20 protein-coding genes and 1 other RNA gene are annotated in these 21,421 nt (G+C 57.9%); 11 read left to right on the top strand and 10 right to left on the bottom strand.

Annotated features, from left to right (window positions below):
• Position 1: 1 nt before the first annotated feature.
• The 10 genes from rpoN to ACYQ2I_RS11260 all read right to left on the bottom strand — a co-directional run bounded on the left by rpoN (position 2) and on the right by ACYQ2I_RS11260 (position 12,923).
• A complete protein-coding gene (gene rpoN / locus ACYQ2I_RS11215) occupies positions 2-1,570 on the bottom strand; it encodes an RNA polymerase factor sigma-54 (protein WP_460167102.1) in 1,569 nt (522 codons plus the stop codon).
• Between the two features lie 337 nt (positions 1,571-1,907).
• Positions 1,908-2,507 carry a recombination mediator RecR gene (gene recR / locus ACYQ2I_RS11220; RefSeq protein ID WP_460167103.1) on the bottom strand — a complete coding sequence of 200 codons (600 nt, stop codon included), beginning with the start codon at positions 2,505-2,507 and terminating at the stop codon, positions 1,908-1,910.
• A gap of 48 nt (positions 2,508-2,555) precedes the next feature.
• Positions 2,556-2,942, bottom strand: coding sequence for a YbaB/EbfC family nucleoid-associated protein (locus tag ACYQ2I_RS11225; RefSeq protein ID WP_460167104.1), 387 nt, complete (start codon positions 2,940-2,942; stop codon positions 2,556-2,558).
• A 245-nt stretch (positions 2,943-3,187) separates the two neighbouring features.
• Positions 3,188-5,035, bottom strand: a complete 1,848-nt coding sequence (gene dnaX, locus ACYQ2I_RS11230) for a DNA polymerase III subunit gamma/tau (protein ID WP_460167105.1) — start codon at positions 5,033-5,035, stop codon at positions 3,188-3,190.
• A 98-nt stretch (positions 5,036-5,133) separates the two neighbouring features.
• Positions 5,134-5,232, bottom strand: an RNA gene (gene ffs, locus ACYQ2I_RS11235) — signal recognition particle sRNA small type.
• A gap of 133 nt (positions 5,233-5,365) precedes the next feature.
• Positions 5,366-6,139: an anthranilate synthase component II gene (locus ACYQ2I_RS11240; RefSeq protein WP_460167106.1), complete on the bottom strand. Its 774-nt coding sequence runs from the start codon at positions 6,137-6,139 to the stop codon at positions 5,366-5,368.
• A complete protein-coding gene (locus ACYQ2I_RS11245) occupies positions 6,132-7,043 on the bottom strand; it encodes a response regulator (protein ID WP_460167107.1) in 912 nt (303 codons plus the stop codon). Before ACYQ2I_RS11245 ends, ACYQ2I_RS11240 begins: the two co-directional genes overlap by 8 nt.
• A gap of 197 nt (positions 7,044-7,240) precedes the next feature.
• Positions 7,241-10,729, bottom strand: coding sequence for an efflux RND transporter permease subunit (locus ACYQ2I_RS11250; protein WP_460167108.1), 3,489 nt, complete (start codon positions 10,727-10,729; stop codon positions 7,241-7,243).
• Entirely contained in the window at positions 10,726-12,123 is a 1,398-nt protein-coding gene (locus ACYQ2I_RS11255) for an efflux RND transporter periplasmic adaptor subunit (protein ID WP_460167109.1), read from the bottom strand. The genes ACYQ2I_RS11250 and ACYQ2I_RS11255 overlap by 4 nt, the downstream gene beginning before the upstream one ends.
• Positions 12,124-12,206: 83 nt before the next feature.
• Positions 12,207-12,923 carry a TetR/AcrR family transcriptional regulator gene (locus ACYQ2I_RS11260; RefSeq protein WP_460167110.1) on the bottom strand — a complete coding sequence of 239 codons (717 nt, stop codon included), beginning with the start codon at positions 12,921-12,923 and terminating at the stop codon, positions 12,207-12,209.
• A 462-nt stretch (positions 12,924-13,385) separates the two neighbouring features.
• On the opposite strand from ACYQ2I_RS11260, the gene ACYQ2I_RS11265 reads away from it, so the two are divergent.
• From ACYQ2I_RS11265 to ACYQ2I_RS11315, 11 genes are all read left to right on the top strand, one after another.
• A complete protein-coding gene (locus ACYQ2I_RS11265) occupies positions 13,386-14,282 on the top strand; it encodes a DeoR/GlpR family DNA-binding transcription regulator (RefSeq protein ID WP_460167111.1) in 897 nt (298 codons plus the stop codon).
• The gene (pduL, locus tag ACYQ2I_RS11270) at positions 14,283-14,948 is read left to right on the top strand and encodes a phosphate propanoyltransferase (protein WP_460167112.1); all 666 of its coding nucleotides are present in this window, start codon (positions 14,283-14,285) and stop codon (positions 14,946-14,948) included. It abuts the gene before it with no gap.
• 116 nt (positions 14,949-15,064) lie between these two features.
• Positions 15,065-15,367: a BMC domain-containing protein gene (locus ACYQ2I_RS11275; RefSeq protein ID WP_460167113.1), complete on the top strand. Its 303-nt coding sequence runs from the start codon at positions 15,065-15,067 to the stop codon at positions 15,365-15,367.
• Between the two features lie 61 nt (positions 15,368-15,428).
• Positions 15,429-15,698, top strand: a complete 270-nt coding sequence (locus tag ACYQ2I_RS11280) for a BMC domain-containing protein (RefSeq protein ID WP_460167114.1) — start codon at positions 15,429-15,431, stop codon at positions 15,696-15,698.
• Positions 15,699-15,764: 66 nt separating this feature from the next.
• The gene (locus ACYQ2I_RS11285) at positions 15,765-16,946 is read left to right on the top strand and encodes an acetate/propionate family kinase (protein WP_460167115.1); all 1,182 of its coding nucleotides are present in this window, start codon (positions 15,765-15,767) and stop codon (positions 16,944-16,946) included.
• Between the two features lie 4 nt (positions 16,947-16,950).
• Complete coding sequence (locus ACYQ2I_RS11290; protein WP_460167116.1) at positions 16,951-17,280, top strand: EutN/CcmL family microcompartment protein; 330 nt, start codon at positions 16,951-16,953, stop codon at positions 17,278-17,280.
• Between the two features lie 128 nt (positions 17,281-17,408).
• Positions 17,409-18,857, top strand: coding sequence for an aldehyde dehydrogenase family protein (locus tag ACYQ2I_RS11295; RefSeq protein WP_460167117.1), 1,449 nt, complete (start codon positions 17,409-17,411; stop codon positions 18,855-18,857).
• A 109-nt stretch (positions 18,858-18,966) separates the two neighbouring features.
• Positions 18,967-19,227, top strand: coding sequence for a EutN/CcmL family microcompartment protein (locus tag ACYQ2I_RS11300; protein ID WP_460167118.1), 261 nt, complete (start codon positions 18,967-18,969; stop codon positions 19,225-19,227).
• Positions 19,224-20,015 carry a hypothetical protein gene (locus ACYQ2I_RS11305; RefSeq protein WP_460167119.1) on the top strand — a complete coding sequence of 264 codons (792 nt, stop codon included), beginning with the start codon at positions 19,224-19,226 and terminating at the stop codon, positions 20,013-20,015. The genes ACYQ2I_RS11300 and ACYQ2I_RS11305 overlap by 4 nt, the downstream gene beginning before the upstream one ends.
• Positions 20,016-20,059: 44 nt before the next feature.
• Positions 20,060-20,371, top strand: a complete 312-nt coding sequence (locus ACYQ2I_RS11310) for a EutN/CcmL family microcompartment protein (RefSeq protein WP_460167120.1) — start codon at positions 20,060-20,062, stop codon at positions 20,369-20,371.
• Positions 20,372-20,432: 61 nt separating this feature from the next.
• Positions 20,433-21,311, top strand: a complete 879-nt coding sequence (locus tag ACYQ2I_RS11315) for a class II aldolase/adducin family protein (RefSeq protein WP_460167121.1) — start codon at positions 20,433-20,435, stop codon at positions 21,309-21,311.
• The last annotated feature ends 110 nt before the right edge of the window (positions 21,312-21,421 follow it).

The following is a 21,421-nucleotide window of genomic DNA, read 5'->3' on the forward strand; positions in this document are numbered from 1 at the left end:
GCTATGTGTTCGGTCCTTCTGCCTCGCCGTTTTTCGGCGTCGAAGTTTCGGGCTCACCGGACGGCTTTTCCTTCTCATCATCGGACGGCTTGCTCGCCAGCCGCCAATCCCGACGTTTCCTCGAACTGGGGATTCCCATCATTTTTCGATACTTGGTGACCGTCCGCCGAGCCACTTTGACCCCGTGCTTCGCAAGCTCTTGGACCAACTCGTCGTCGGTAAACGGATTGGAACGATCTTCGTTGTCGATGATCTCTTGGAGTTTCATGCGGATGACATCCCAGGCAACTTCTTCGCCGTTTGCATCCGTCGTGCCGCTCACGAAAAAGCGTCTTAACGGAAAAATCCCCTGGGGAGTTTGAATCCACTTGTCATCGACTGCTCGGCTGACCGTGGTCACGTGGACCCCGACACGATCCGCAATCTGCTGCATCTTCAACGGCTCGATGGCGGCGGGACCTTCTTTCAAGAACCGCCGTTGATGCTCGACAACCGCTTGGGCGACCTTCAATAGCGTGTTGCGTCGTTGTTCGATCGCGTCGACCATCCATTGCGCCGCGGTCAATTTTTTCTTGAGATATTCTTTGGCCTCGGGCGTCAATTGGCCGCGGGAAATGAGACGCCGATAATACGGACTGATCCGCAGTTGAGGCGTTCGACCGTCTTCCAGATACACGTGATAGTTGCCGGACTCGTCCTCTTCGACGTACACATCGGGCGTGACCAGAGGCGCACGTGTCTCACTGAAAGCGGCTCCCGGCTTGGGATTGAGACGCCGCAACTCCTGGATCACGGCGTCGAGCGTCTCGATCGAAATCCCCATCTTCTTTGCGATTAAAGGCAATCGATTCCGCTCCAGATCTTCTAAGTGATCGCGAATCAATTGCCGCAATTGATGCTCATACGGATCGCCCGGTCGCACCTGCAGCAAAAGGCATTCCGCAAGATTTCTTGCCCCCACCCCGGGCGGATCGAGTTTTTGCACGACTTGAAGCGCCTGTTCGGCCAGTTTTCGGTCGTCGTCGCTCGCATCAGGTCCGAGAAGATCGTCGAGGCTGGTTTGCAGGTAGCCGTTCTCGTCCAAATTGTTGATGATCCGTTCGGCCATTGCCCGCAAATCATCGGGCAAGTCGAACCAGGCGAGTTGATCGCACAGATAATCTTGAAGCGTCTGCGGCTGGGCGGGAGCATTCGCCATCGTATCGTGGTACCGCTCTCCGGCTTCCTCAACACGATTCCGCGAAGGCTGCGATTGCTCGTTCAGCACCTCGTCCCACTCTTCGCCCAACGCTGAAAGGCGCTCGAAGTCTTCTTCGTGGTTCTCGTCTTCGCTGATGACCAACTCGCGTTCCGATTCGTCGTCGCGATCCGACACGTCCTCTTCCCGTTGCTCGGGAAGATCGGGATCTTGTTCGCGAAGTTCCAGCGTCGGGTTTTCCATCAATTCCTGCTCGATGCGAGCTTCCAGCTCCAAGATGGGCAACTGGAGGATCTCCATCGACTGAATCATGCGAGGTGCGAGAATTTGCTTCTGCACCTGCTTCATTTGCTGGCCGAGTGACAGCCGCATGATCGCACCTTTTCTCTCTGAAAGGCTGGTCCTTGCCGGTCGACAAACGTCGTCTGTTGCTCGCTTACAGGGAGCAACTCCCGCTACGCAATTCTACCGTTTGCCGACGCAAAGCCCTAGCCGAAAGCATCAGGAAATGGCCCGCACGTCCGCTTCCGAAGTATGCGCCCCGGAACGCAACCCACCGCCCACAAACAGGTTACATCAACGGGCCATACAAGCGATAGAATCTGCGTCTCAGAGGGGCAGGACCGTAAAGTCGCTATAGATTGCACTCTCGTCGGGCTCCGCGACACAGTCTTGTGCCTACCCCCGATCCGGAAGCCACGCTCTTTCGTTAGAACTGCTGCCTGCCCTCGAGCGCGTCCGTCAAGATTTCCTTATTGGCAAATTCGATCACGCTGCCCGGTGTGATGCCACGGGCAAGGCGTGTCACCTTGACGGGAAACTGCGAAAGTTGATTCGAGATGTACAGCGCCGTACCGTCGCCCTCGGTCGTCGGATTCGTGGCCATGATGACTTCTTCGATAGGCTCCTCCTGGACACGCTGGACCAGTTGGCGGATCGTCAAGTCCTCCGGCCCGACATGTTCCAAGGGCGCAAGGTGCCCCAACAACACGTGGTACAGCCCGTGATAGACGCCGGTGTTTTCAAGGGCAATCAAGTCTCGCGGTTGCTCGACCACGCAAATCACGTTTTGCTTCCGAGAAGGATCTCGGCAAATCTCACACAATTCGTCTTCGGCTAAATTGAAACAACGTCGGCAGTGTCGCACGTTTTCTTTGACGGCCCTTATGGCGTCGGCCAGTTGGAAGGCCGTTTCTGCCGGCTCGCGCAGCAGAAAATAGGCAATTCGTTCGGCCGACTTCCGGCCGATCCCCGGCAGCTTCGAGATCTGTTCGATCAAATGGACAACCGACTGCGTGAGTTCCGCCATCCGTCTCCTCCGTGTTGCCCGCGGCGAATCACGATTGCGGTACGGCCCTCACGACGGCTGGGTATCGGAAGGCTCGGTCGCTCCGAAAAAGGTTCCCATCGCTTGATCCAAGCCGGGAATTTCCAGGCCGTTCGTCATTGCGCGAATCTCTTCTGCATGCGCCTGCTTGGCCTTGGCAATAGCCTGGTTCATGGCCCCGACGAGCAAATCCTCCATGAGCTCTCGGTCTTGCCGCGCGACTAATTCCGGATCGAGTTTTACCGAAAGCACTTCGAGGAGACCGTTGGTTTCGATTTCAACCATTCCCCCGCCCGCCGACGACTGAAGGCGCATCTCGCGCAGTCGGTCGGACATCTTTTTCATCCGCTCTCCGATCTCACCGGCATTTCGCAAAATCGATCCCAACGCGGAAAGTCCCGAAAGTCCTTTGAACACGTAACACCTCCTGTTTGATCGTTTTCGACACTAACTTGCCGGAGACGTTCACTCCCGCAGATCGTGTGGCCACATCCCTGTAGCGTCTTCGCCACCAGCACGATCGAGCTTGGGGAATTATTGACCAAACTACTTTTCCCGCAGTTCCGGCGTATTTTACCTAGATACGGCATGGCGTGGAACGATTACTTGATCGCAGATTTTCTCAGCCGAGGTTCGTCCCACGAGCGTCCCCGGCATCAACCCTATTCCTCGTGGTCGGTATCTCCCCTCGAGTCGGGTTCCTCAGCCGGCGGTTCCGGCCTCGATTTTGTTTTCGCGACACCGGTCGGTCGTGCTCCGAACTTGTCGATGGCGTACTTCACCAACGGATGCTTGGCCTTTTCGAACAAAAGCTGCTGCGGCGCAAGCGTGTTTCCCCCGCCGATCGCCGTTCGCCGCGCACTGCCCTCGACCACGGCAAATTCGATTCGCACGCGTGTGCCCAGTACCTTCGAAACCGCCGCCTGCAATCGAGCGAATTGCTCGGGCTTTTCGCAGTAGTTTTTCGAGAACGAATTCTGAGAACGAAAATATACGACCATTCGTCCCGGTTCGGGCACATCGATTCGTTCGTACCGCTTGGCCTGATCGGCCGTCAGCGAAGGAACGTGCTTGAGAGCCCTGCGCCACACTTCCATGGCGGTTTCCCGCGTCAGCTCGACCGAACCGCTTTGCGCGGCATCGACTTCTTCAGCCTTATCGGACGCCGCCTCAGTCGACGAGACACTGCCCCCCACCCGGGGCAAATCTGCGGCACCGGATGACGCGGGGCGGGGCGATCGCCTTACGGCCTGAGGAGCTACCGGTTGGGGATCAACGAAGTTTTTTTTTACGCCGGGATCTCCACCACCCGGCCCAACGGCACCGGCCACCTGCAATCGACGCAAAACTCCAGCAATATCATCCAGATTGGCAAGATTGGCCAATCGCACGAGAGTCAGGTCGGCCAAAATCAAGTCATGCGTAACCAAACGCAACCGCGCGAGCGTCTGATCGATAAGCTGCATTGCGGTAGTAAGCCCCGTCACCCCGAGTTTGTTTCCAAGTTCCCGCAACGTGTCGAGCGAACCGGGTGAAGCCGCAACAAGATATTCCCCTGAACAGCCGACCGACGCCACCATGATATCGCGGTAGTAGGCCAACAGCTGCTCAAGCAGTAACGACGCATCAACACCCGCGGCAACGGCCGCGTGCAGCTCTTCGATCGCTTCCTTGGCACGTCCGGCAACCAAGTGCGAAACAATCGCTTCGAGTCTGTCCGTGCCTGCGGTTCCCAGGGCACGATGGACGTCGTCAGTCGTCAACTCCCCCTCGCAAAAGGCCAACAACTGCTCGAGTAACGACTGCGCGTCGCGCATGGAACCGGCCGCACGCCGAGCCACCAATTCGAGCGCCTCGGGTTGGGCCGTGATGCCTTCGGCCTCGGCAATTTGTGCCAGACGTTGGACGATCGCGGTGGTCTCGATCCCGGCGAAATCGAATCGCTGACATCGCGAAAGGATCGTGATGGGAACTTTGCCGGGCTCTGTGGTACAGAAGATGAACTTGACGTGCGGCGGCGGCTCTTCCAGCGTTTTCAGCAAGGCGTTGAAGGCCTCGCGGGTAAGCATGTGGACTTCGTCGATGATGTAGATTTTCATCCGGGCCCGCGACGGCCGAACGGTCACGTTCTGACGAAGTTGCCGGATCTCGTCGATCCCGCGGTTACTGGCACCGTCGATCTCCAAGACATCGACGTCTTCCCCTTCCGCAATGCTCCGGCAAATATCGCAGACATTGCACGGCTGGGGAGTCGGCCCTTTTTCGCAATTCAGGGCCTTCGCCAAGATGCGGGCAGTCGACGTTTTCCCGACTCCACGCGCGCCGGTGAACAGGTAGGCATGCCCGACCCGATTGTGCCGAATCGCGTTGACCAGCGCTTTGGCGACATGGGATTGTCCGATGAGTTCATCGAACGTCTGGGGACGATAACGCCGTGCCACGACGACGTATTGCCGTGCACCCTCATCGTTCGGCGTCGAAGCGGTTGACTTTTTGCGACGCCCAGCCATGACCACATCTCACCGGAAAGAGCTTCGTAAACAGCCCATCCCGCCGACTCCACGACAGGATTACGGCAGGCCCTTTAATTTTAGAAAAATCGCCGGCGTCGGGCGAGGAACCCACCACACATGAGGTTGGCTGCTTATGGCTGCTGGCTTTCGCCCCTGACCAGATTCACAGCTCCCCATTGTGGGGGCCCCTCGCCTGACGTCGGCAAGGATAATGTCCTTTCTCAGCACCGTCTACACCGCCCGGCCACACTCATGTTTTACGCGGTTTGCTCGCGGCCGTCAAAGGGGACACACCATCATCCCACAGAAGTGCTTCGCCTTGGATCTTCAACGCGGCTGCACTTTCATCGGCGAAAGATCTTCGCGCCCGGGCGAAGGAAACCGAGCCTCGAGACACTCTGCATCGCGCACCTCGGAACCAAACTCAGCGTTACCTTTCAATTGAAATCCGCATGCGTTGAAAAAGTTGTACAAGAGAGAGAATCCCTGCGGTGTAAGCAACGATTCAGGATGAAACTGAAGACCGCAAATCGGCAAGGCTCTATGACGAATCGCCATCACGGTGCCCGGATCGTCTCGCAATCGAGCCGAAACTACGAAGGTATCGGGGAGGCTGTTATCATCCACGACCAACGAGTGATAACGTCCGACCAACAAGGGGTTCGGCAAACCGCCGAATTCTCGCTCCCCATCGTGGTCGATCCATGACGCACGACCATGATACGGATCGCAAGAACGAGTCACCTCTCCCCCGCCGACGACGGCCACAATCTGATGTCCGAGACAAATTCCCAGGATGGGACGTCGCCCCCAAAAACGTCGAGTGATCTCGCACGCTTCCGGCGCGTCTTCCGGCCTCCCCGGTCCGGGCGAAAGGACAAGGGCCGAATACTCCTTGGGGCGAATCGACGCCAAACGCGGATCATTCCGCCGCAGCACATCGACACGCAATCCCAAGCGAACGAGATAACGCCCGAGATTGTGAACGAAGCTGTCCACGTTGTCGACGAGCAAGACGGGACGATCCGAGGCATGCATCGAGGCAAACGAGCAAGCACCCCGATTCGAGGTGCGAATGGAATTGAGCCTACCGTCACACATCGTCAACCGACTTCCTCCGTTTGACGAGCGTGACTTCGTTTCCCTTATCGTTGAAGCGCACCTCGTCCATGAAGGTTCGCATCAACGAAATTCCTCGGCCTTGCCCCAGTGATTTTTCATCCGACGGTTCACGTGTCAGGGCCGAAACGTCAAAGCCCGGTCCATCGTCGCGGACCACAAACACGGTTTCGTCGCCTCCGGCCGTCACCCGCACGTGGATCCGCCGCTCGGAATACGGTGACTCGGACGACCGCTTCTCGACCAGGCTGAGATCGTCCTCGGCCAACAAATGATCGGAAACCGCTTCGATTTCTTCCTTGCCGATTTGCAGGTTGCCGTGAAACAACGCGTTCAGCAGAGCCTCTTTCAGGGCGATGCCCATCTGCAACCGGCCTGCAAAATCGGCGAATCGCATGCCGCTGAGAATCTGCTGGACAAACGAAACCAACGGCTCGATCAGTTCGGGATCGTTTTCCAAGACAAACTCGAATTCCATCTGCTTGAGCGACTGCATCAGCCGCTCGCGACTGCGTGTTTGCTCGGCGATCCGCAGTACGCTGTCGGCCGTCTCCGGTAAGCGGACGGCAAGTTGTGACTTCGGAACGTAGCTGGCCGCTCCCAGTTCCAAGGCTTCGACCGCCAGCGCGTCACTTCCGTAGGCAGTCATCAAGATGACGGGAACCTCGGGATAAAGCCGTTGCAGTTCCCGCACGAGCCCCAAACCGTCCATCTCGGGCATCGTCAAATCGGTGATCACCAAATCGGGATTGACCATCCCCATCCGCGCCAGCGCTTCGATACCACTGGCGGCATACTCGATCTTCCATGCGAATCGCTTCTCGAGCAGTCCGCCCACGAGCTTCCGGTCGACGGGCGAATCGTCCACGACAAGTATGGTCGTCATTGTCAGGCACTCCCGCAGCCGAATTTTCTCCGGCCGACACGTGTCACCGTCTTCGCCTCAGCCCCGCGGCCTCGTTCCTGAGTCCACCGATCAGTGTACCGCCGGACGACGATCGAGGAAACCGAATTGTCGGGCTCGCCCCTACTGCTGTCGCAGCCGCAGCTCCCCCGTCAGGTTGCCGCTTGAGAGACCGCCGTTCAAGCTGCCGAGTCAACGGACGCTTCCTCGGTTCGCTCCTCATCGCCGTTCAACGTTTCTTCTTCAGATTCTCGAGCTTTGCCGTTTGCCAGTTTTCCTTCTTCGGAAATCAACCCACTGGTCAGCGCCTTCTCGACTTCTTCCTGTTCGACCTCAATCGTAACGACTTGCGAATACAACAGATAGAACGTAGGCGCGAGGAGAAGCACCAAAACGGTGGTCGCCATCAACCCAAAGGCCAAGCTCGCCGCCATCGGGATCAACACTTGGGCCTGAAACGATTTCTCGAACATGATCGGTCCCAAGCCCCCCACCGTCGTTACCGAGGTCAGAAATACGGGCCGAAAACGCGAACGACCGGAATCCACCAATGCCTGGAACACCGGCACGCCGGCACGCACGCGATGGTTGATGAAGTCGATCAACACGATCGAGTCGTTCACGACCACTCCTGTCAAGGCGACGATCCCGAAAAGGCTGAACAACGTAACCTGAAGGCCCAATAAATAGTGCCCAAAGATTGCCCCGACCATGCCGAAGGGAATCACCGCCATGATGATGATCGGCTGCGTGTAGGAGCGGAATTCCATCGTCAACAACGCAAACATCGCCACCAGCGCGATCAACAGCCCGCGAATCAGTCCGCTGATGGATTCCTGCGTTTGCTGTTGCATTCCTTCCCAGCTCACGCCGAGGCCGCGGTATTCGGTGCGACGGAGCAGCTCGGGCAGGAATTTGGATTTCATTTCCGCGATGATTTTGGCGGAGTTGCCGACATTCTCGTCGACGTCTGCCGTGATTGCGATCGACCGACGCTGCCCTAGACGGTTGATCTGTGAGTAACCGCGTTCGACTTTCACATCGGCAACCTCGGTGATCGGCAGCATCCGTTCCCCCACACGAATGCGGATATCCTCGAAGCGATGCAACGAACGGCGTTCTTCTTCGGGATATCGCACCATCAGCTTCACTTCGTGGCGTCCGCGCTGGAGCCGCATCACTTCTTCCCCGTAGTATGCCGAGCGGATCGTGCGCGCGATGTCCGTCGTCGTGATTCCCAGTGCTTTGGCCTGGTCTTTCACGCGAATCTGAAATTCCCATTTTCCCGGCCGGGAATCGTCTTGAATGTTGTAAACACCTCGCTTCGACGCGAGGTACTCCTTGCATTCTTCAACGGCTTTTTCAAGCACCTCCATGTCACGAGGAACGGCCGTCAGCCGAAACTCGATCGACTTGCCGCCCGGCCCCATGGCCTGGGCCGCGAATTCGACGCTTTCCGCCCCGGGAAAGTAATTCCCCATCGCCTCCGCTCGGGTTCGCCACAGCTTGATGATCTCTTCACTGTGCAGCTCCCGCTTGTCGGGCTCGACGAGCTCGACTTCCACCTGCCCGGAATGACTTCCGGAAGGCAGCTCGTTTCCGATCCGTAAGGCATCGGCCACCAAGTCGCCGACAAGACGATGCGTGGCAACGATCAGGTGCCGTCCTCCATGCTTTTCAGCCCATTCCTTATCAATGTCCAAGATGGCCTTTTCCATGATCTCCACCGCTTCGGCCGTCACTTGGACCGGAGTGCCGTCAGGATAGTAGATCTTGGCGTTGATCGTCGGAGAATCCATTTTCGGGAACGAAACGAACGGTACGATCCCCGACCGCACGAATCCTATCGAAATCAGCAACACGGCAACCGCCGTTCCCACGGTTACCATCGGATGCCGCAAGGCCGATTTGAGAACAGGAGTGTACAGACGGTCGATCACCCATTGCATGCCTGCGTCGGCCTTCTCGTTGACCACGCGAGAAAACTGCAACAGCTTTTGCCACGCGACTCCGAAATTCGACAACAAGGCAATAACGGCGATGACCACGAATACCGTCATTCGCAGCTCAAAGGAAATCTGCGAATCGCCCGCGCCGCGCGCCCATCCGAACACGGCGATCAACAGGCCGAATGTGATGAAACGCCAAATCCACATCAGACGGCGCCGCAACCGCAGTTTTTCCGGCGGCACGTCCTTTTCTTCATCGTGCGCCAGATGGCACGGCAAAACGAAGAAGACCTCCAATAGCGAAATCGTGAGCATTGTGATCACACCGATCGGCATGATCGCGATAAACTTGCCCATCACTCCCGGCACAAACAACAAGGGAACGAATGCGATGATGGTCGTCATCACCGAAGCGAATACCGACGGCAGTACTTCGTACGTCCCATCGATCGCTGCCCGCAAATAGCTTTTGCCTCGCTGTCGATGCTCGTATACGTTCTCGCCGACTACGATTCCGTCGTCGACCAAGATTCCCAACGCCATCAAAAAGGCAAACATCGAAAGCATGTTCAATGTCTGCCCCATCGACAAAAGTACGGCACACGCCCCCAGCATCGAGACGGGAATACCCAACGCCACCCAGAAGGCGAGACGCAATTCGAGAAACACCGCCAAGACGACGAACACGATAACCAACCCCTGCGCTCCATTCCGGAGCAACAGGTTCAAGCGATCTTTCACGTGGACGGAAATGTCTTGCCACGTGATCAACTCGTACCCCGGCGGTAATTTTTTCTGTGCAAGGTACTCACGAACTTCGCGCGTGATGGCGATCAAGTCTTCCGATTGTGTCTTGCTTACCAAAAGCGCAATGCCGGGACGACCGTTGATCAGGCTGATCGTCGACAAGTCGGCGAAGCCGTCTCGCACTGTCCCCAAGTCGCCGACGGTCAGCACACTACCATCGGGCCGCATGATCACGGGAAGTTCCGCGATTTCCTTTCCCGTCAAATACTTGTTTTTGCCGCGCAGCAAGATCTCCTGCGACGACGTCTTCATCGTCCCGGCCGGCAACTCGATGTTCTGCATTCGCAGAACCTGAGCCACTTGCTGCAACGTCAATCCATAGCGGCGCAACGTCGATTCCGATATCTCGACCGAAATCTCATAGGGCTTCGTACCCATCAAGCTGACTTGCGACACCGAGGGCAGCTGCAACATCTCGTCGCGAATCTCCTCGGCCAACTCTCGGAGCGCGATTTCGGCCTTCGGGTCGTCGCTGTTCGGCCCGAGCAGCCCTACCGTGATCGCCTCGCGGCGAAGCGTGATTTGCTTGATCACGGGATCTTCCGCCAACTCGGGAAAGCTGGGAATGCGATCGACTTCGGCACGCACTTCATCCAGCACCTTGGCCGGATTGGCCGAAGCCTCGAGTTCCAAGATCACGGAGCCTGCACTTTCCCCGGCCACCGAGTACATCTTTTTGATGCCGGCGATGCCCGAAACGGCCTCTTCAACTTTCTGGCAGATGCCTTCTTCGACCTCCGCCGGACTGGCCCCCGGATACGGAACCGTCACAAGCACGATTTCCAAGGCAAATTCGGGAAAGACCTCGCGGCGCAAATTCACCGCACTGACGACGCCGATGACCATGGCGCCGACCAGCAGCGTGTTCATTGCCGGTGTATTTCGAACGGCCCACGTCAATAGGGATTTCATCGGACCTCTTGCTCCTCGACCTCGATCCCCTCACCCTGCGTCGTCAAAGGTGCGTTCTCCAAGAACGGCGTCGGCGATACAGCCACGCGATCCCCGAGCCGCAGCGTGTCGCTGTCGGCCAACACGATCACCATGCCGTCTTGCGCATCGACCGGTTGCACCGAAACCATTTTCAAGAACCCGTTTCGCACACGTCCCACTCGGTCGCCCGGCCGCAAAGCGTCTTCGGGAATTTCCCACAACGTTCGCTGCGGATCGACCTGCACCTCTACGGACACAAACATGCCGCGAACCAGCGCCGGCGGCGTGAACGCGCCGCTTTTCCCCTCCGCTTGCACGGCAAACGGATCATCGACGCGAATACGGCACGGCACCATGCGGGTCAGTTCATCGAACCCGGCGTTTTCGTATCGCGCCAACCGCCCCGTCCATGTGAATCGTTCATCACCCACCTCGTAAGTCACGCGAGCGGGCAACGGCGGCAACCGAAAAGCTGCCGGTCGCCGATCGCCCGGTTGCTGTGACAACTCGCGTCCGACCATCGGCCAAATCCAACTGATCTGATCCGTGCGAAAACTGCACTTCACCTCGACCGCCGACGTATCTTCGACCATTACAACCGGCGTCCCTGCCCGCACATAGGAGTCTTGTTCGACCATGTCTTGTACCACGACCCCGTCGACGGGCATGACAATCTTCGTTCGCTCGAGGTCCAACCTCGCCTTTTCGAGCATGACCATCACGCGGTCTCGGGCTGCTTCCAACCGCGACTTGCTGACGTTTTTGGCCCGATATTGATTCTCAAGCTGCAAGAGAGACGATTCGGCCTGGAGCAACGTTCGACGGGCTTGATCGAACTCGGCGTCCGTCACGACGCCCCGCTCGTGCAGCTCCTGCAATCGCTGAAAGTCGCTTCGCTGCAATTCCAGTTGTGCCTTGGACACGTCGATCAGCTTTTGCGTGTTTTCCAGATCGACCTGCAATTCGACCAATGCGTTGGCCGCCTGTTCCAAATCCTCCTCCAGTTGCCGAACCTGAATGCGATAGTCGCGATCATCGAGCTGCAAGAGCAACGTTCCAGCAGGCACGAAATAGCCGGCCCTGCAAACGTCGGCTTTTTGGACGATTCGGCCGCCCACTTCGGCCGCCAACTCGATCTGCCGGTACGGGACGACGACGCCGTCGGTCTCGAGCGTCAGGCCGCCTGCGTGCTGCTGGATCGCTGCCGTCTTGACTCGATAGACCGGCTCCGGAGGCACTACCTCTTGCGGCGGTTCGCGCATACTTTCGAGCACGAAGAACCCACCGATGCCGACGATCAACACGGCAACCAACAACCCGACGTCGATCAGGTTTCCAATCCAACCTTTTGCGGTAATTCCAGAAACGCTCATGGCCCGAGCGGCCTCCTCAGTATTGACGGCAATCTCAAGAGAAACCCTGCGGCGTCGCCTGCCGCCCCCAATGCAGACGATGGTCACCCGCCGCAGCTGCTGTCTGCGTCCCCGCTCACTTTAACGTTCGCCTCACCGCACGAGCCGGATTCGTCGTTCCGCTGAAAAAGGTCTCTCAGCGTAGGCCCGAGCCCGAGCGAGGCAAACACGAATTGGGTGATGTGCTCGGCTATGCAAGCCGGTGTAAAGCGGGACGCATACAGATCGGGCGGCACCAACTCACGAATGATCTCCGCGGCTCCGCGATAGTGCACGCACTGCGAAATGACACTGAACGCTGTTTGGTAACGGCGATGTTCAGGCGTGCCCGGCGGTAACAACTGATCGAGGATCGACAACAACGCCTGGAAATTCATCCGAATGTGAGCAATGAACTGTTCGCGGCACAAAGACGACTGCGAGAGCATCTCCCGCATCACGAGCATCGCCTTCCAAACCGGTGCGGGCCGGCCCAACATATGCTCGACCAACGTCCGAATGAACAACCGCAGTTTGTCTTCCGGCGTCATGCCCGCATCGGACGCCACGGTGGTGAAATCCTCTGCCAAGACAGGCATCGCGCTGCGGACGACCTCGGCATACAGGTTTTCTTTGCTGCCGAAGTAGTAATTGACGGCCGCAACGTTGACGCCGGCCGCATCACAAATCTCGCGCGCGGTGGCGCCCTCGAAGCCCTTTTCCGCAAAAATGGGCCCGGCCGCTTCTATGATTCGTGTTTTGGTATCTGCTTCTTGCGCCACATCAAACCTCCATTTCAAACAGCCGTTTAAAACAATCGTATCAAACGGCCGTTGAAAATCAACGAAAATTCCACCCCAATTTCTCTACCTCTCCAGATCCTCGCCTCCAGTCCGACCTTGACCGAGATCATCCTGGTCGCATTTCTGTTTTTATCCTCCCGTTCGGAAATTCCAGCTCGACTGAATACGACCGCCCTGATTGGTCGATTCAGTGGAACGGGCAGATCCGGCACAACCGGTGCGCGCGATACATCTCCGCCCACCTGGGGGCAAGATAGCGCTTGCCGAGCGGATCGGTGCCAAACTATCCCGCTTCGGACGGCAAAAAACGAACACAGAGTTGATGGATTTTTTCAGAGATCCGGCGATAATTTGGCAAAATTCTTTCAAGCAACTGCTTGAAATCTCGCACAAATCGAAACACAATTGAGGTAACGTAAACCTGGAGAACCTACAAAGCACATGGCGACGGGAAACTCCGCGGTCGGCGTCCAAGAGCGTCGTGCCCAGCTACTTGAGCTGATCAGGACGCATCGATTTGCCACGCTGGACGAGCTGGCAAAGGCGCTGTCCGTCTCGGAATCCACGATTCGCCGTGATTTGGACTACTTGGAAGAGCAAGGGGACGCTCGCCGCATCCACGGCGGCGTCCTTTACACGGGAAGTTCACCGAAGCTGCCCGACTTCGACGTTCGCCAGCCCATCCGCTGGCACCAGAAGAAGGCGATCGCCAAGAAAACCGTCGAGTTGATCGAACCCAGTGATGCCATCCTGCTCGACGGCGGTAGCACGACCTACGAAGTCGCGCGACTGTTGGTGGGCAAACCGTTACACGTTGTCACCAATTCACTGCCGGTGGCTAATTTGTTCTCGTCCGATGCGGTCAGTGATTTGGTGTTGATCGGGGGGAACATTTGTCCGCGCAGCGGGGTCGCCAGAGGCCCTTACGCCGACAAGATGATCGCGTCGCTCCGAGTTCGGAAGACGATTCTGAGCGTCGCCGCCATCAACGAACAGGGTTTTTTCAACAACAACCTTTTGGTCGTCGAGACCGAGCGGGCAATGATGCGGGCGGCCGACGAAGTCATCGTCGTTGCCGACAGCTCCAAATTCGGCCATCAAAGTCTCGCGCATCTCTGTCGCCTGGGCGAGGTCCAGTACCTCATCTCCGACGACGGGTTGAGCGACCGATGGTGCCGCCTGATTGAACAAAGCGGAACCAAAGTCATTTTGGCGACCGTTCCGCAACAAGAAACCGAAGCCCGCATCCAAAGTGAGTCCGGCAGCAGCCGGCCGTCAAACCGTACGTTGTCGTCCAAAAGTGAACGACCCAACCAACGAGAACGGACGTCGAATTAGATGAGCACCGTTTCCAACATCGATCGCAGCCAAGTCGAACAAATCGTGCGAGAAATCGTCCTTCGCTTGGTCGATGGCCCGAAGGACAAACCGAAACTCGTCGTCAGTGTTTCGGCCCGCCACGTCCACTTGACTCCCGAGCACGTCGAAATCCTCTTCGGACCGGGACACGAGCTGAAGCCCGCGAAGTGGCTGTACCAGGACGGTTTCTACGCCGCAGAAGAAACCGTCATGATTGTCGGACCGCGGCGCCGGATGCTCCCGACGGTTCGCGTTCTCGGCCCGACGCGAAAACAAAGCCAGGTCGAACTTGCGTTCACGGACGCAATTTCCCTGGGCATCGATGCCCCGGTTCGGCCCAGCGGCAAACTCGACGGCACACCGGGATGTGTGCTGGTCGGTCCGGCGGGCTCGGTCGACTTGCATGAAGGCGTCATCCGTGCCGAGCGACATGTACACATGAATGTCCGCGATGCCGAGTACTACGGCGTGAAAACCGGAGACCGCATGAGTTTGCGGATCGAATCGGGCACGTGCACGACCGTGTTCGAAGGATTGCTCGTGCGGGCAGATGAAGCCAGTAAACTCGAGGTTCATTTGGATACCGACGAAGCGAATGCCGCCGATTTGGATCACGCCACCAAGGTAACTTTGTTCAAATCCTGATCTCGCGCGGCAAATACGGCAACAATCGATCGTTTTTCGCCGCTACCGCAGCGGCATGCAATATCACGATTTCAATCACAGTACGTTGACCCTTTTTTGACTCGGAGAATCAGGTCATGGCAAAGGCGATGGAAGCGTTGGGCATGATTGAGACCCGCGGATTCGTCACCCTGGTCGAAGCCACCGACGCGATGCTCAAAGCTGCCAATGTGCAGTTCTTGGGTTGGGACAAGGCCGGTAGCGGCTACGTAAGCGTGTACGTCACCGGAGACGTGGCCGCCGTCAAGGCTGCCACCGATGCGGGGGCCGCCGCGGCGAGCCGTATCGGCGAAGTGATCAGCGTCCAGGTCATTCCGCGACCGCACGACGAGCTGTCGGCGGTGCTTCCTCAGGCCCCCAAAGGCTCGAAGTCGGCGTGATCTCATGACGGCCAAGGCGCGACGAACAACACAAACAGTCCGTAGAAAGGAAAAGCGAATCATGCAAGACGCTATCGGTTTGATCGAAACGAAAGGTTTGGTGGCGCTGATCGAAGCAACCGACGCAATGGCCAAGGCAGCCAACGTCCAAATTGTCAAGCGCGTGCAAATCGGCGGCGGTATGGTCACGACGATCGTCCGCGGCGATGTCGGCAGTGTCCGCGCGGCTGTCGAAGCCGGTGCCAACGCGGCTTCTCAAGTCGGCGAACTGTTGGCCAGCCACATTATTCCGCGGCCCGCCGAAGGCGTGATCGATGCGTACTTGAGCTGACGATCTTCGTCACTCTTCCGTCGATCCGCTTTTGTCGGAATGCAGCGTGAGAAGGAGGCATGCGCAATGAAGATACTGGTGGCGAATCTCGGTTCGACCAGCTTCAAATACCGCCTGCTCGATATGGATACCGAAACCCAGATCGCGCGAGGCGGTATCGAGCGAATCGGCGCCGAGCAAAGTCCGTGCTTTGCGGAGATCGGGGATCACCGGTTGGAGGAAACGCGACCGATTCCCGATCATGCCGAGGCCGTCCGCCAGTGTCTCAAGCAACTGACCGATCCCGACCGCGGCTGCCTTTCGGATCCCTCCGACGTCGCCGCGATCGGATTCAAAGCGGTTCACGGCGGCCGAATCTCGGGCGTGCAACGCGTCGATGAGAACGTCCTCCAAGCCATGGAGGAAATGGCTCATGTGGCTCCGGCGCACAATCCGCCCTACATCCGGGCGATGCGTCTATTGCACGAGTCGTTTCCCGAAATACCGCTGGTAGCCGCTTTCGAAACCGATTTCCACAAGGACATGCCCGAGCGGAACAAGTACTACGCGGTTCCGTTCGAATGGTCCGAATGGGGCGTTCGCCGTTGGGGATTCCACGGGGCCAGTCACCGCTACATCGCAACGCGGACGCCCGAAGTCGTGGGACGTCATGATCTGCGGATCATCTCCTGTCATCTCGGCGGATCGAGTTCGTTGTGTGCCATCCGCAACGGCAAGAGTGTCGCCGTGAGCATGGGTATGAGTCCGCAAACCGGCTTGCCGAACAACAATCGCGTCGGCGACTTCGACCCGTTCGCCATTCCGATCGTGATGCAGAAGACAGGAAAGACGCTGTCGGAAGTCCTCGATGACTTGGCATGCCGAAGCGGCCTGCTGGGCGTCTCCGGCGTGAGTACCGACATGCGTGATATCGTCCAAGCTGCTCGCGACGGAAATCAGCGGGCGCAACTGGCGATCGACATGTTCATCGGTGCAATCCGCCATTACTTGGGTGCGTATCTGGTCGAGTTGGGCGGGGCCGATGTCGTCGTCTTCACTGGTGGGATCGGGGAACACAACCCGTGGCTGCGTGCCTCGGTATGCGAGAACCTGGAGTCGCTGGGAATCCTCCTGTCCTCCGAACGAAACGAGAATGCCGCGGGTGAATCGCTCATTTCAGACGATTCGAGCCGTACTCAAGTGTGGGTCATTCCCACAAACGAAGAACTGATCGTCGCACGGCAGGCAAAAGAACTTTTGGCAGGGTAGGCCGATGTTTCTCGCGAAGGTGACAGGCTCGTTGGTTTCTACACAAAAGGTCGATGCGATGACGGGGCGCAAGCTCCTCATCGTGGAACCTTATCGCTTGGAAGCCGACAGCCGCAAACGACTCGTGTCGACCGGTCGCACCTTCGTAGCCGTCGATACTGTCGGCGCTGGAGAAGGCGAACTCGTCCTGATCGTCCAAGGCTCGAGTGCGAGGCTTACCCCCGAAACGAAAAACCTGCCCGTCGATACCGTCATCGTCGGAATCGTCGACCAGGTCCATGTCGACGGAAACAGTGTCTACGACAAGGAAACCTCTGAATCGGGAACGTCCTAAGCGAAAGTCACTTCGCCGATACCTGAAACACCAACCCAGTTCAGCCCAGCCGAGCACCGCAACAAACGTCGTAAAGGCTGAATACCAGAAAACGAGAAGACGCCCGCCCCAACGTGGAGGGAAATATCATGCAAGTCAATGAATCGCTGGTCAAGAGCGTCGTCGAAGAAGTCCTGCAACGTCTCAACAGTAACGGACGGGCCGGTACCGTCGCCGCGGGCAGCTACCAGGGACGCCTGGGCCTGTTCACCGACGTGAACGAAGCGGTCGCTGCCGCGAACGAGGCGTTCGAACTGCTGTCCCGACGTCCTCTGGAAGATCGAAAACGCGTCATCGATCACATTCGCCGCATCTCCATCGAACAATGCGTGGAACTCGGCACGATGGAGATGAACGAAACCAAGATCGGGCGTCTCGAACACAAGATCGAAAAACTCAAGACCCTCGGTGAGCGAACCCCGGGCGTCGAGTTCCTTCGCTCCGAGGTCTTCAGCGGCGACCACGGCCTGGCGGTCATCGAACACGCGCCGTTCGGTGTGATCGGTGCCATCACCCCGGTCACCCATTCCTTGCCGACGTTGACGGGCAATGCCGTCAGCATGATCGCGGCGGGCAACACACTCGTCGTCAATCCGCATCCCAGCGGAAAGCGGGTTGCCGCCGAAGGCGTTCGGCGCTTCAACGCCGCGATTTACCGCGACGTGGGCATTGACAACCTGATTTGTATCATCACCGAGCCCACGATGGAATCGGCCAACGCGATCTTCAAACATCGCGATGTGGCGTTGTTGTGCGTGACCGGCGGCGCAGGAGTTGCCCGAGCCGCCCTGCAACAAGCCAAGCGGGCGATCGTCGCCGGGCCGGGAAATCCGCCGGTCGTCGTCGATGAGACCGCCGATCTCGATCGTGCCGCTCGCTGTATCATCAAGGGGGCCGCATACGACAACAATTTGCTGTGCATCGCCGAAAAACAGGTCTTCGTCGTCGAAAAAGTCTTCGATAAGATGATGGACGCGATGGAAGCAGCAGGTGCGGTTCGCCTGAACGCTCGCGAAGTCGAGCAGCTTACGGCCAAGGCGATCGTTACCGTCGGTGAAGGCGAAAAAGCACACGACGCACCATCGAAGGAATTCTTAGGCCAAGATGCCGCCGTTCTCGCACGCGGTATCGGAAAGTCGGTCCCCGAAAGCGTCGAATTGCTCTACGGTGAAACCGACTTCCGCAATCCCTTCGTACAAGTCGAACAAATGATGCCGTTCCTGCCTTTCGTGCGGGCAAAAGACGTCGATCATGCCATCGAAATGGCCAAAGAAAGCGAGCACGGCTTCCGCCACACGGCGATCATCCATTCACACGATGTCGTCAACATGACGAAGATGGGCCGTGTCATGGATACGACCCTGTTCGTGAAAAACGGGCCGTGCATGGCCGGCTTGGGACTCGGCGGCGAAGGTTACATTTCCTTCTCGATCGCAGGTCCGACCGGTGAAGGGATTACGACACCGCTGACGTTTACCCGCGAACGACGCTGCTCGATGATCGATAGTCTGCGCATTTTGGGCAAAGTCGGCGTGTGACATCCGAGGCACGAAACGAGCCGAAAGGAATCCATTACCGCGAGGACTCAAACCGGAACGGACGGCGTTGGGAAACGGACATCCCTTCCGGTTTGCCGGGACGACGCAAATGTTGGCAGCACGTGTGGTCGGCACCGCAACGGCGACCGTCAAACACCCAACCATGCAAGGCTGGAAACTGCTTGTCGTGCAGCCGTTGCTTTGCGACGGCCGAACGCCCGACGGCTTCCCGTTGTTGGCGGTCGACAACTTGGGAGCCGGCACGGGGGATTGCGTGATTATTTCCAGCGACGGTCGACACACCCGCGCACTGATCGGAAATGACAACACCCCCGTTCGATGGTCGGTGATTGGATTGGCGGACGAATGAACACAATACCTGTGGATCCGGAACTCGTCGCGAGCATCGTTCGGCAAGTACTGGCCGAAAAGCTCGCTGCTGCGCCCGAAGCCGCAGCCGGTTCCGCGAGTACACGTCCTGCCGTGGTTCCCGCCGGCGAAGTCCCGAGGCCGCCGAAAGGCGAATCGGTGTCGAAAACTGCGGCCCAAGAACGGCGAATTCCTTCCGACGCGCTCGTTTTGAAGGCACGTGTCGTGACGCTGGCGGCGGTAGAAGACAAGCTCGGCAGCATACGCCGATTAATCGTGCCGCCAAGAACCGTCATCACCCCCGCGGTTCGCGACCTGCTCGAACAAAAGCATATCCACGTCGTATTCGACGGCGACGAAGCGAGACACGAATCGCACGTTTCGTCGGGCACATGCGATTTGACGATCTTGCTCATGGGGTCGCGAATCAGCGAAATGCAAGTTGGGCGAATCCTTCGCGACGCCGCCTTTACAGCAACATGCGAACGATTCAATTGTTTGATCGCCGCCACTGATCGGGCAGAGGAAATTGTGGACAAGCAAGGCGCCGTGGCCATTTTGAGTCGACACACGGCTGCGGCTTGCTGCTTAGCCAACCGGCATCGTCGCGTAAGGGCAATCGTCGCCCACGACGTACTGAAGTTGGCGGAGGATACCGCCGCCGTCGGGGCCAATACGATCATCATCGACCCGACCCCCGGAATGTTCGTCGTCAAACGAGCTCTTGTGACGTTCATGGAAAACTTCGGAGCCGAATGCCCCGAGGTCTTCCGTGAACGGCTCGCCTGACGATAACGTGTGAATTTTTGCGAAACGGTGAAGGATTGACGTCGATGCGAATGGGAAAGGTCATTGGAACAGTCACCCTGCACAAGAAGCATCCCGCTTTGGTCGGGGGACGGTTCAAGATCATCGTCCCGTACATGCTCGACGACTTGTTGATGATTGACGAGGTTTCCTTGCCGAAAAACGAAGAACTGATCAGCTACGACGATCTCAACGCCGGAGTCGGCGAACTGGTCGCCTTCAGCGAGGGCCCCGAATCGGCACGGCCGTATTTCCCCGACCTGAAACCGATGGATACGAACATCACGGCGATCCTCGACACCTTGGACGTCGTCCCCCTCGATGAAGTCCAACCGTGAGGCAAAGACACGAACCGGACAATACCCGCAAACCTGAATCGACGCATTCGGAGCGACAAAAATGTTGAACATTCACAAAGTCAAACAGCAAATCTGTGAGATCGGGCAGCGCATTTACAAAAAGGGATTCGCTGCGGCCAACGACGGCAACATCTCGTGGCGTGTCAGCGAAAATGAAGTCGTCTGCTCGCCCACGATGATCAGCAAAGGGTTCATGAAGCCTGAAGACCTGTGCGTGGTCGACATGGAAGGCAACCAGCTTTCCGGTCGCCGAAAGCCGACCAGTGAAATCAAGCTGCACTTGGCGATCATGAAGTCGCGGCCCGATGTCAAGTCGGTCGTTCACTGCCATCCGCCGCACGCGACAGCCTTCGGCATCGCCCGCGAGCCCGTACCGCAATGCATCCTTCCCGAAGTCGAAATCTTCCTCGGCGAGGTTCCCATTGCGAAATACGAGATTCCCGGCAGCCAGGAGTTCGCCAATACGATTTTGCCCTTCGTGCAGAAATCGAACGTGATCATCTTGGCGAATCACGGCACGGTCAGCTTCGGCGAAGACGTCGAAAAGGCCTACTGGTACACCGAGATTCTCGATGCCTACTGCCGCATGCTCATGCTTGCCCGCAGCTTGGGGCGCGTAAATTACTTCAGCGAACCGGAAGCACGCGCTTTGCTCGACCTCAAAGGCAAATGGGGCATGAAGGATCCGCGTCTGGAACTCGAAAACTGCGAACTCTGTTCGAACGACGTGTTCCGCGGAAGTTGGCAGGAAGCCGGTGTCGAACAACGGGCCTTCACGCCACCTCGGTATGGGACGGGTAGCTGCTCCACGTCGCAGGCACCGGCCGGCAACAACGGAAAATCGGTTGCCGACAATCGTGAAGCCCTGATCCAAGAGATCACCGACCGGGTTATTCAGGCATTACGTCAGCAAGGCTGATACACGCGTCGCTCCGAATCTCAAGCGAGTTTCTCACGCCGTTGCCGACCGGGCAGCGGCGTTTTTTTTGAGCTTCGTTTCGACGACGGCCCACGCTTGCACGGCCGAGA

Source organism: Thermostilla marina (assembly GCF_054657455.1).

Coding starts and splice junctions, on each gene's coding strand:
- rpoN (WP_460167102.1), bottom strand. CDS start 1,570: ATGCGGCTGTCACTCGGCCAGCAAATGAAGCAGGTGCAGAAGCAAATT.
- recR (WP_460167103.1), bottom strand. CDS start 2,507: ATGGCGGAACTCACGCAGTCGGTTGTCCATTTGATCGAACAGATCTCG.
- dnaX (WP_460167105.1), bottom strand. CDS start 5,035: ATGGCTGGGCGTCGCAAAAAGTCAACCGCTTCGACGCCGAACGATGAG.
- ACYQ2I_RS11240 (WP_460167106.1), bottom strand. CDS start 6,139: ATGTGTGACGGTAGGCTCAATTCCATTCGCACCTCGAATCGGGGTGCT.
- ACYQ2I_RS11245 (WP_460167107.1), bottom strand. CDS start 7,043: ATGACGACCATACTTGTCGTGGACGATTCGCCCGTCGACCGGAAGCTC.
- ACYQ2I_RS11250 (WP_460167108.1), bottom strand. CDS start 10,729: ATGAAATCCCTATTGACGTGGGCCGTTCGAAATACACCGGCAATGAAC.
- ACYQ2I_RS11255 (WP_460167109.1), bottom strand. CDS start 12,123: ATGAGCGTTTCTGGAATTACCGCAAAAGGTTGGATTGGAAACCTGATC.
- ACYQ2I_RS11265 (WP_460167111.1), top strand. CDS start 13,386: ATGGCGACGGGAAACTCCGCGGTCGGCGTCCAAGAGCGTCGTGCCCAG.
- pduL (WP_460167112.1), top strand. CDS start 14,283: ATGAGCACCGTTTCCAACATCGATCGCAGCCAAGTCGAACAAATCGTG.
- ACYQ2I_RS11275 (WP_460167113.1), top strand. CDS start 15,065: ATGGCAAAGGCGATGGAAGCGTTGGGCATGATTGAGACCCGCGGATTC.
- ACYQ2I_RS11280 (WP_460167114.1), top strand. CDS start 15,429: ATGCAAGACGCTATCGGTTTGATCGAAACGAAAGGTTTGGTGGCGCTG.
- ACYQ2I_RS11285 (WP_460167115.1), top strand. CDS start 15,765: ATGAAGATACTGGTGGCGAATCTCGGTTCGACCAGCTTCAAATACCGC.
- ACYQ2I_RS11290 (WP_460167116.1), top strand. CDS start 16,951: ATGTTTCTCGCGAAGGTGACAGGCTCGTTGGTTTCTACACAAAAGGTC.
- ACYQ2I_RS11295 (WP_460167117.1), top strand. CDS start 17,409: ATGCAAGTCAATGAATCGCTGGTCAAGAGCGTCGTCGAAGAAGTCCTG.
- ACYQ2I_RS11300 (WP_460167118.1), top strand. CDS start 18,967: ATGTTGGCAGCACGTGTGGTCGGCACCGCAACGGCGACCGTCAAACAC.
- ACYQ2I_RS11305 (WP_460167119.1), top strand. CDS start 19,224: ATGAACACAATACCTGTGGATCCGGAACTCGTCGCGAGCATCGTTCGG.
- ACYQ2I_RS11310 (WP_460167120.1), top strand. CDS start 20,060: ATGCGAATGGGAAAGGTCATTGGAACAGTCACCCTGCACAAGAAGCAT.
- ACYQ2I_RS11315 (WP_460167121.1), top strand. CDS start 20,433: ATGTTGAACATTCACAAAGTCAAACAGCAAATCTGTGAGATCGGGCAG.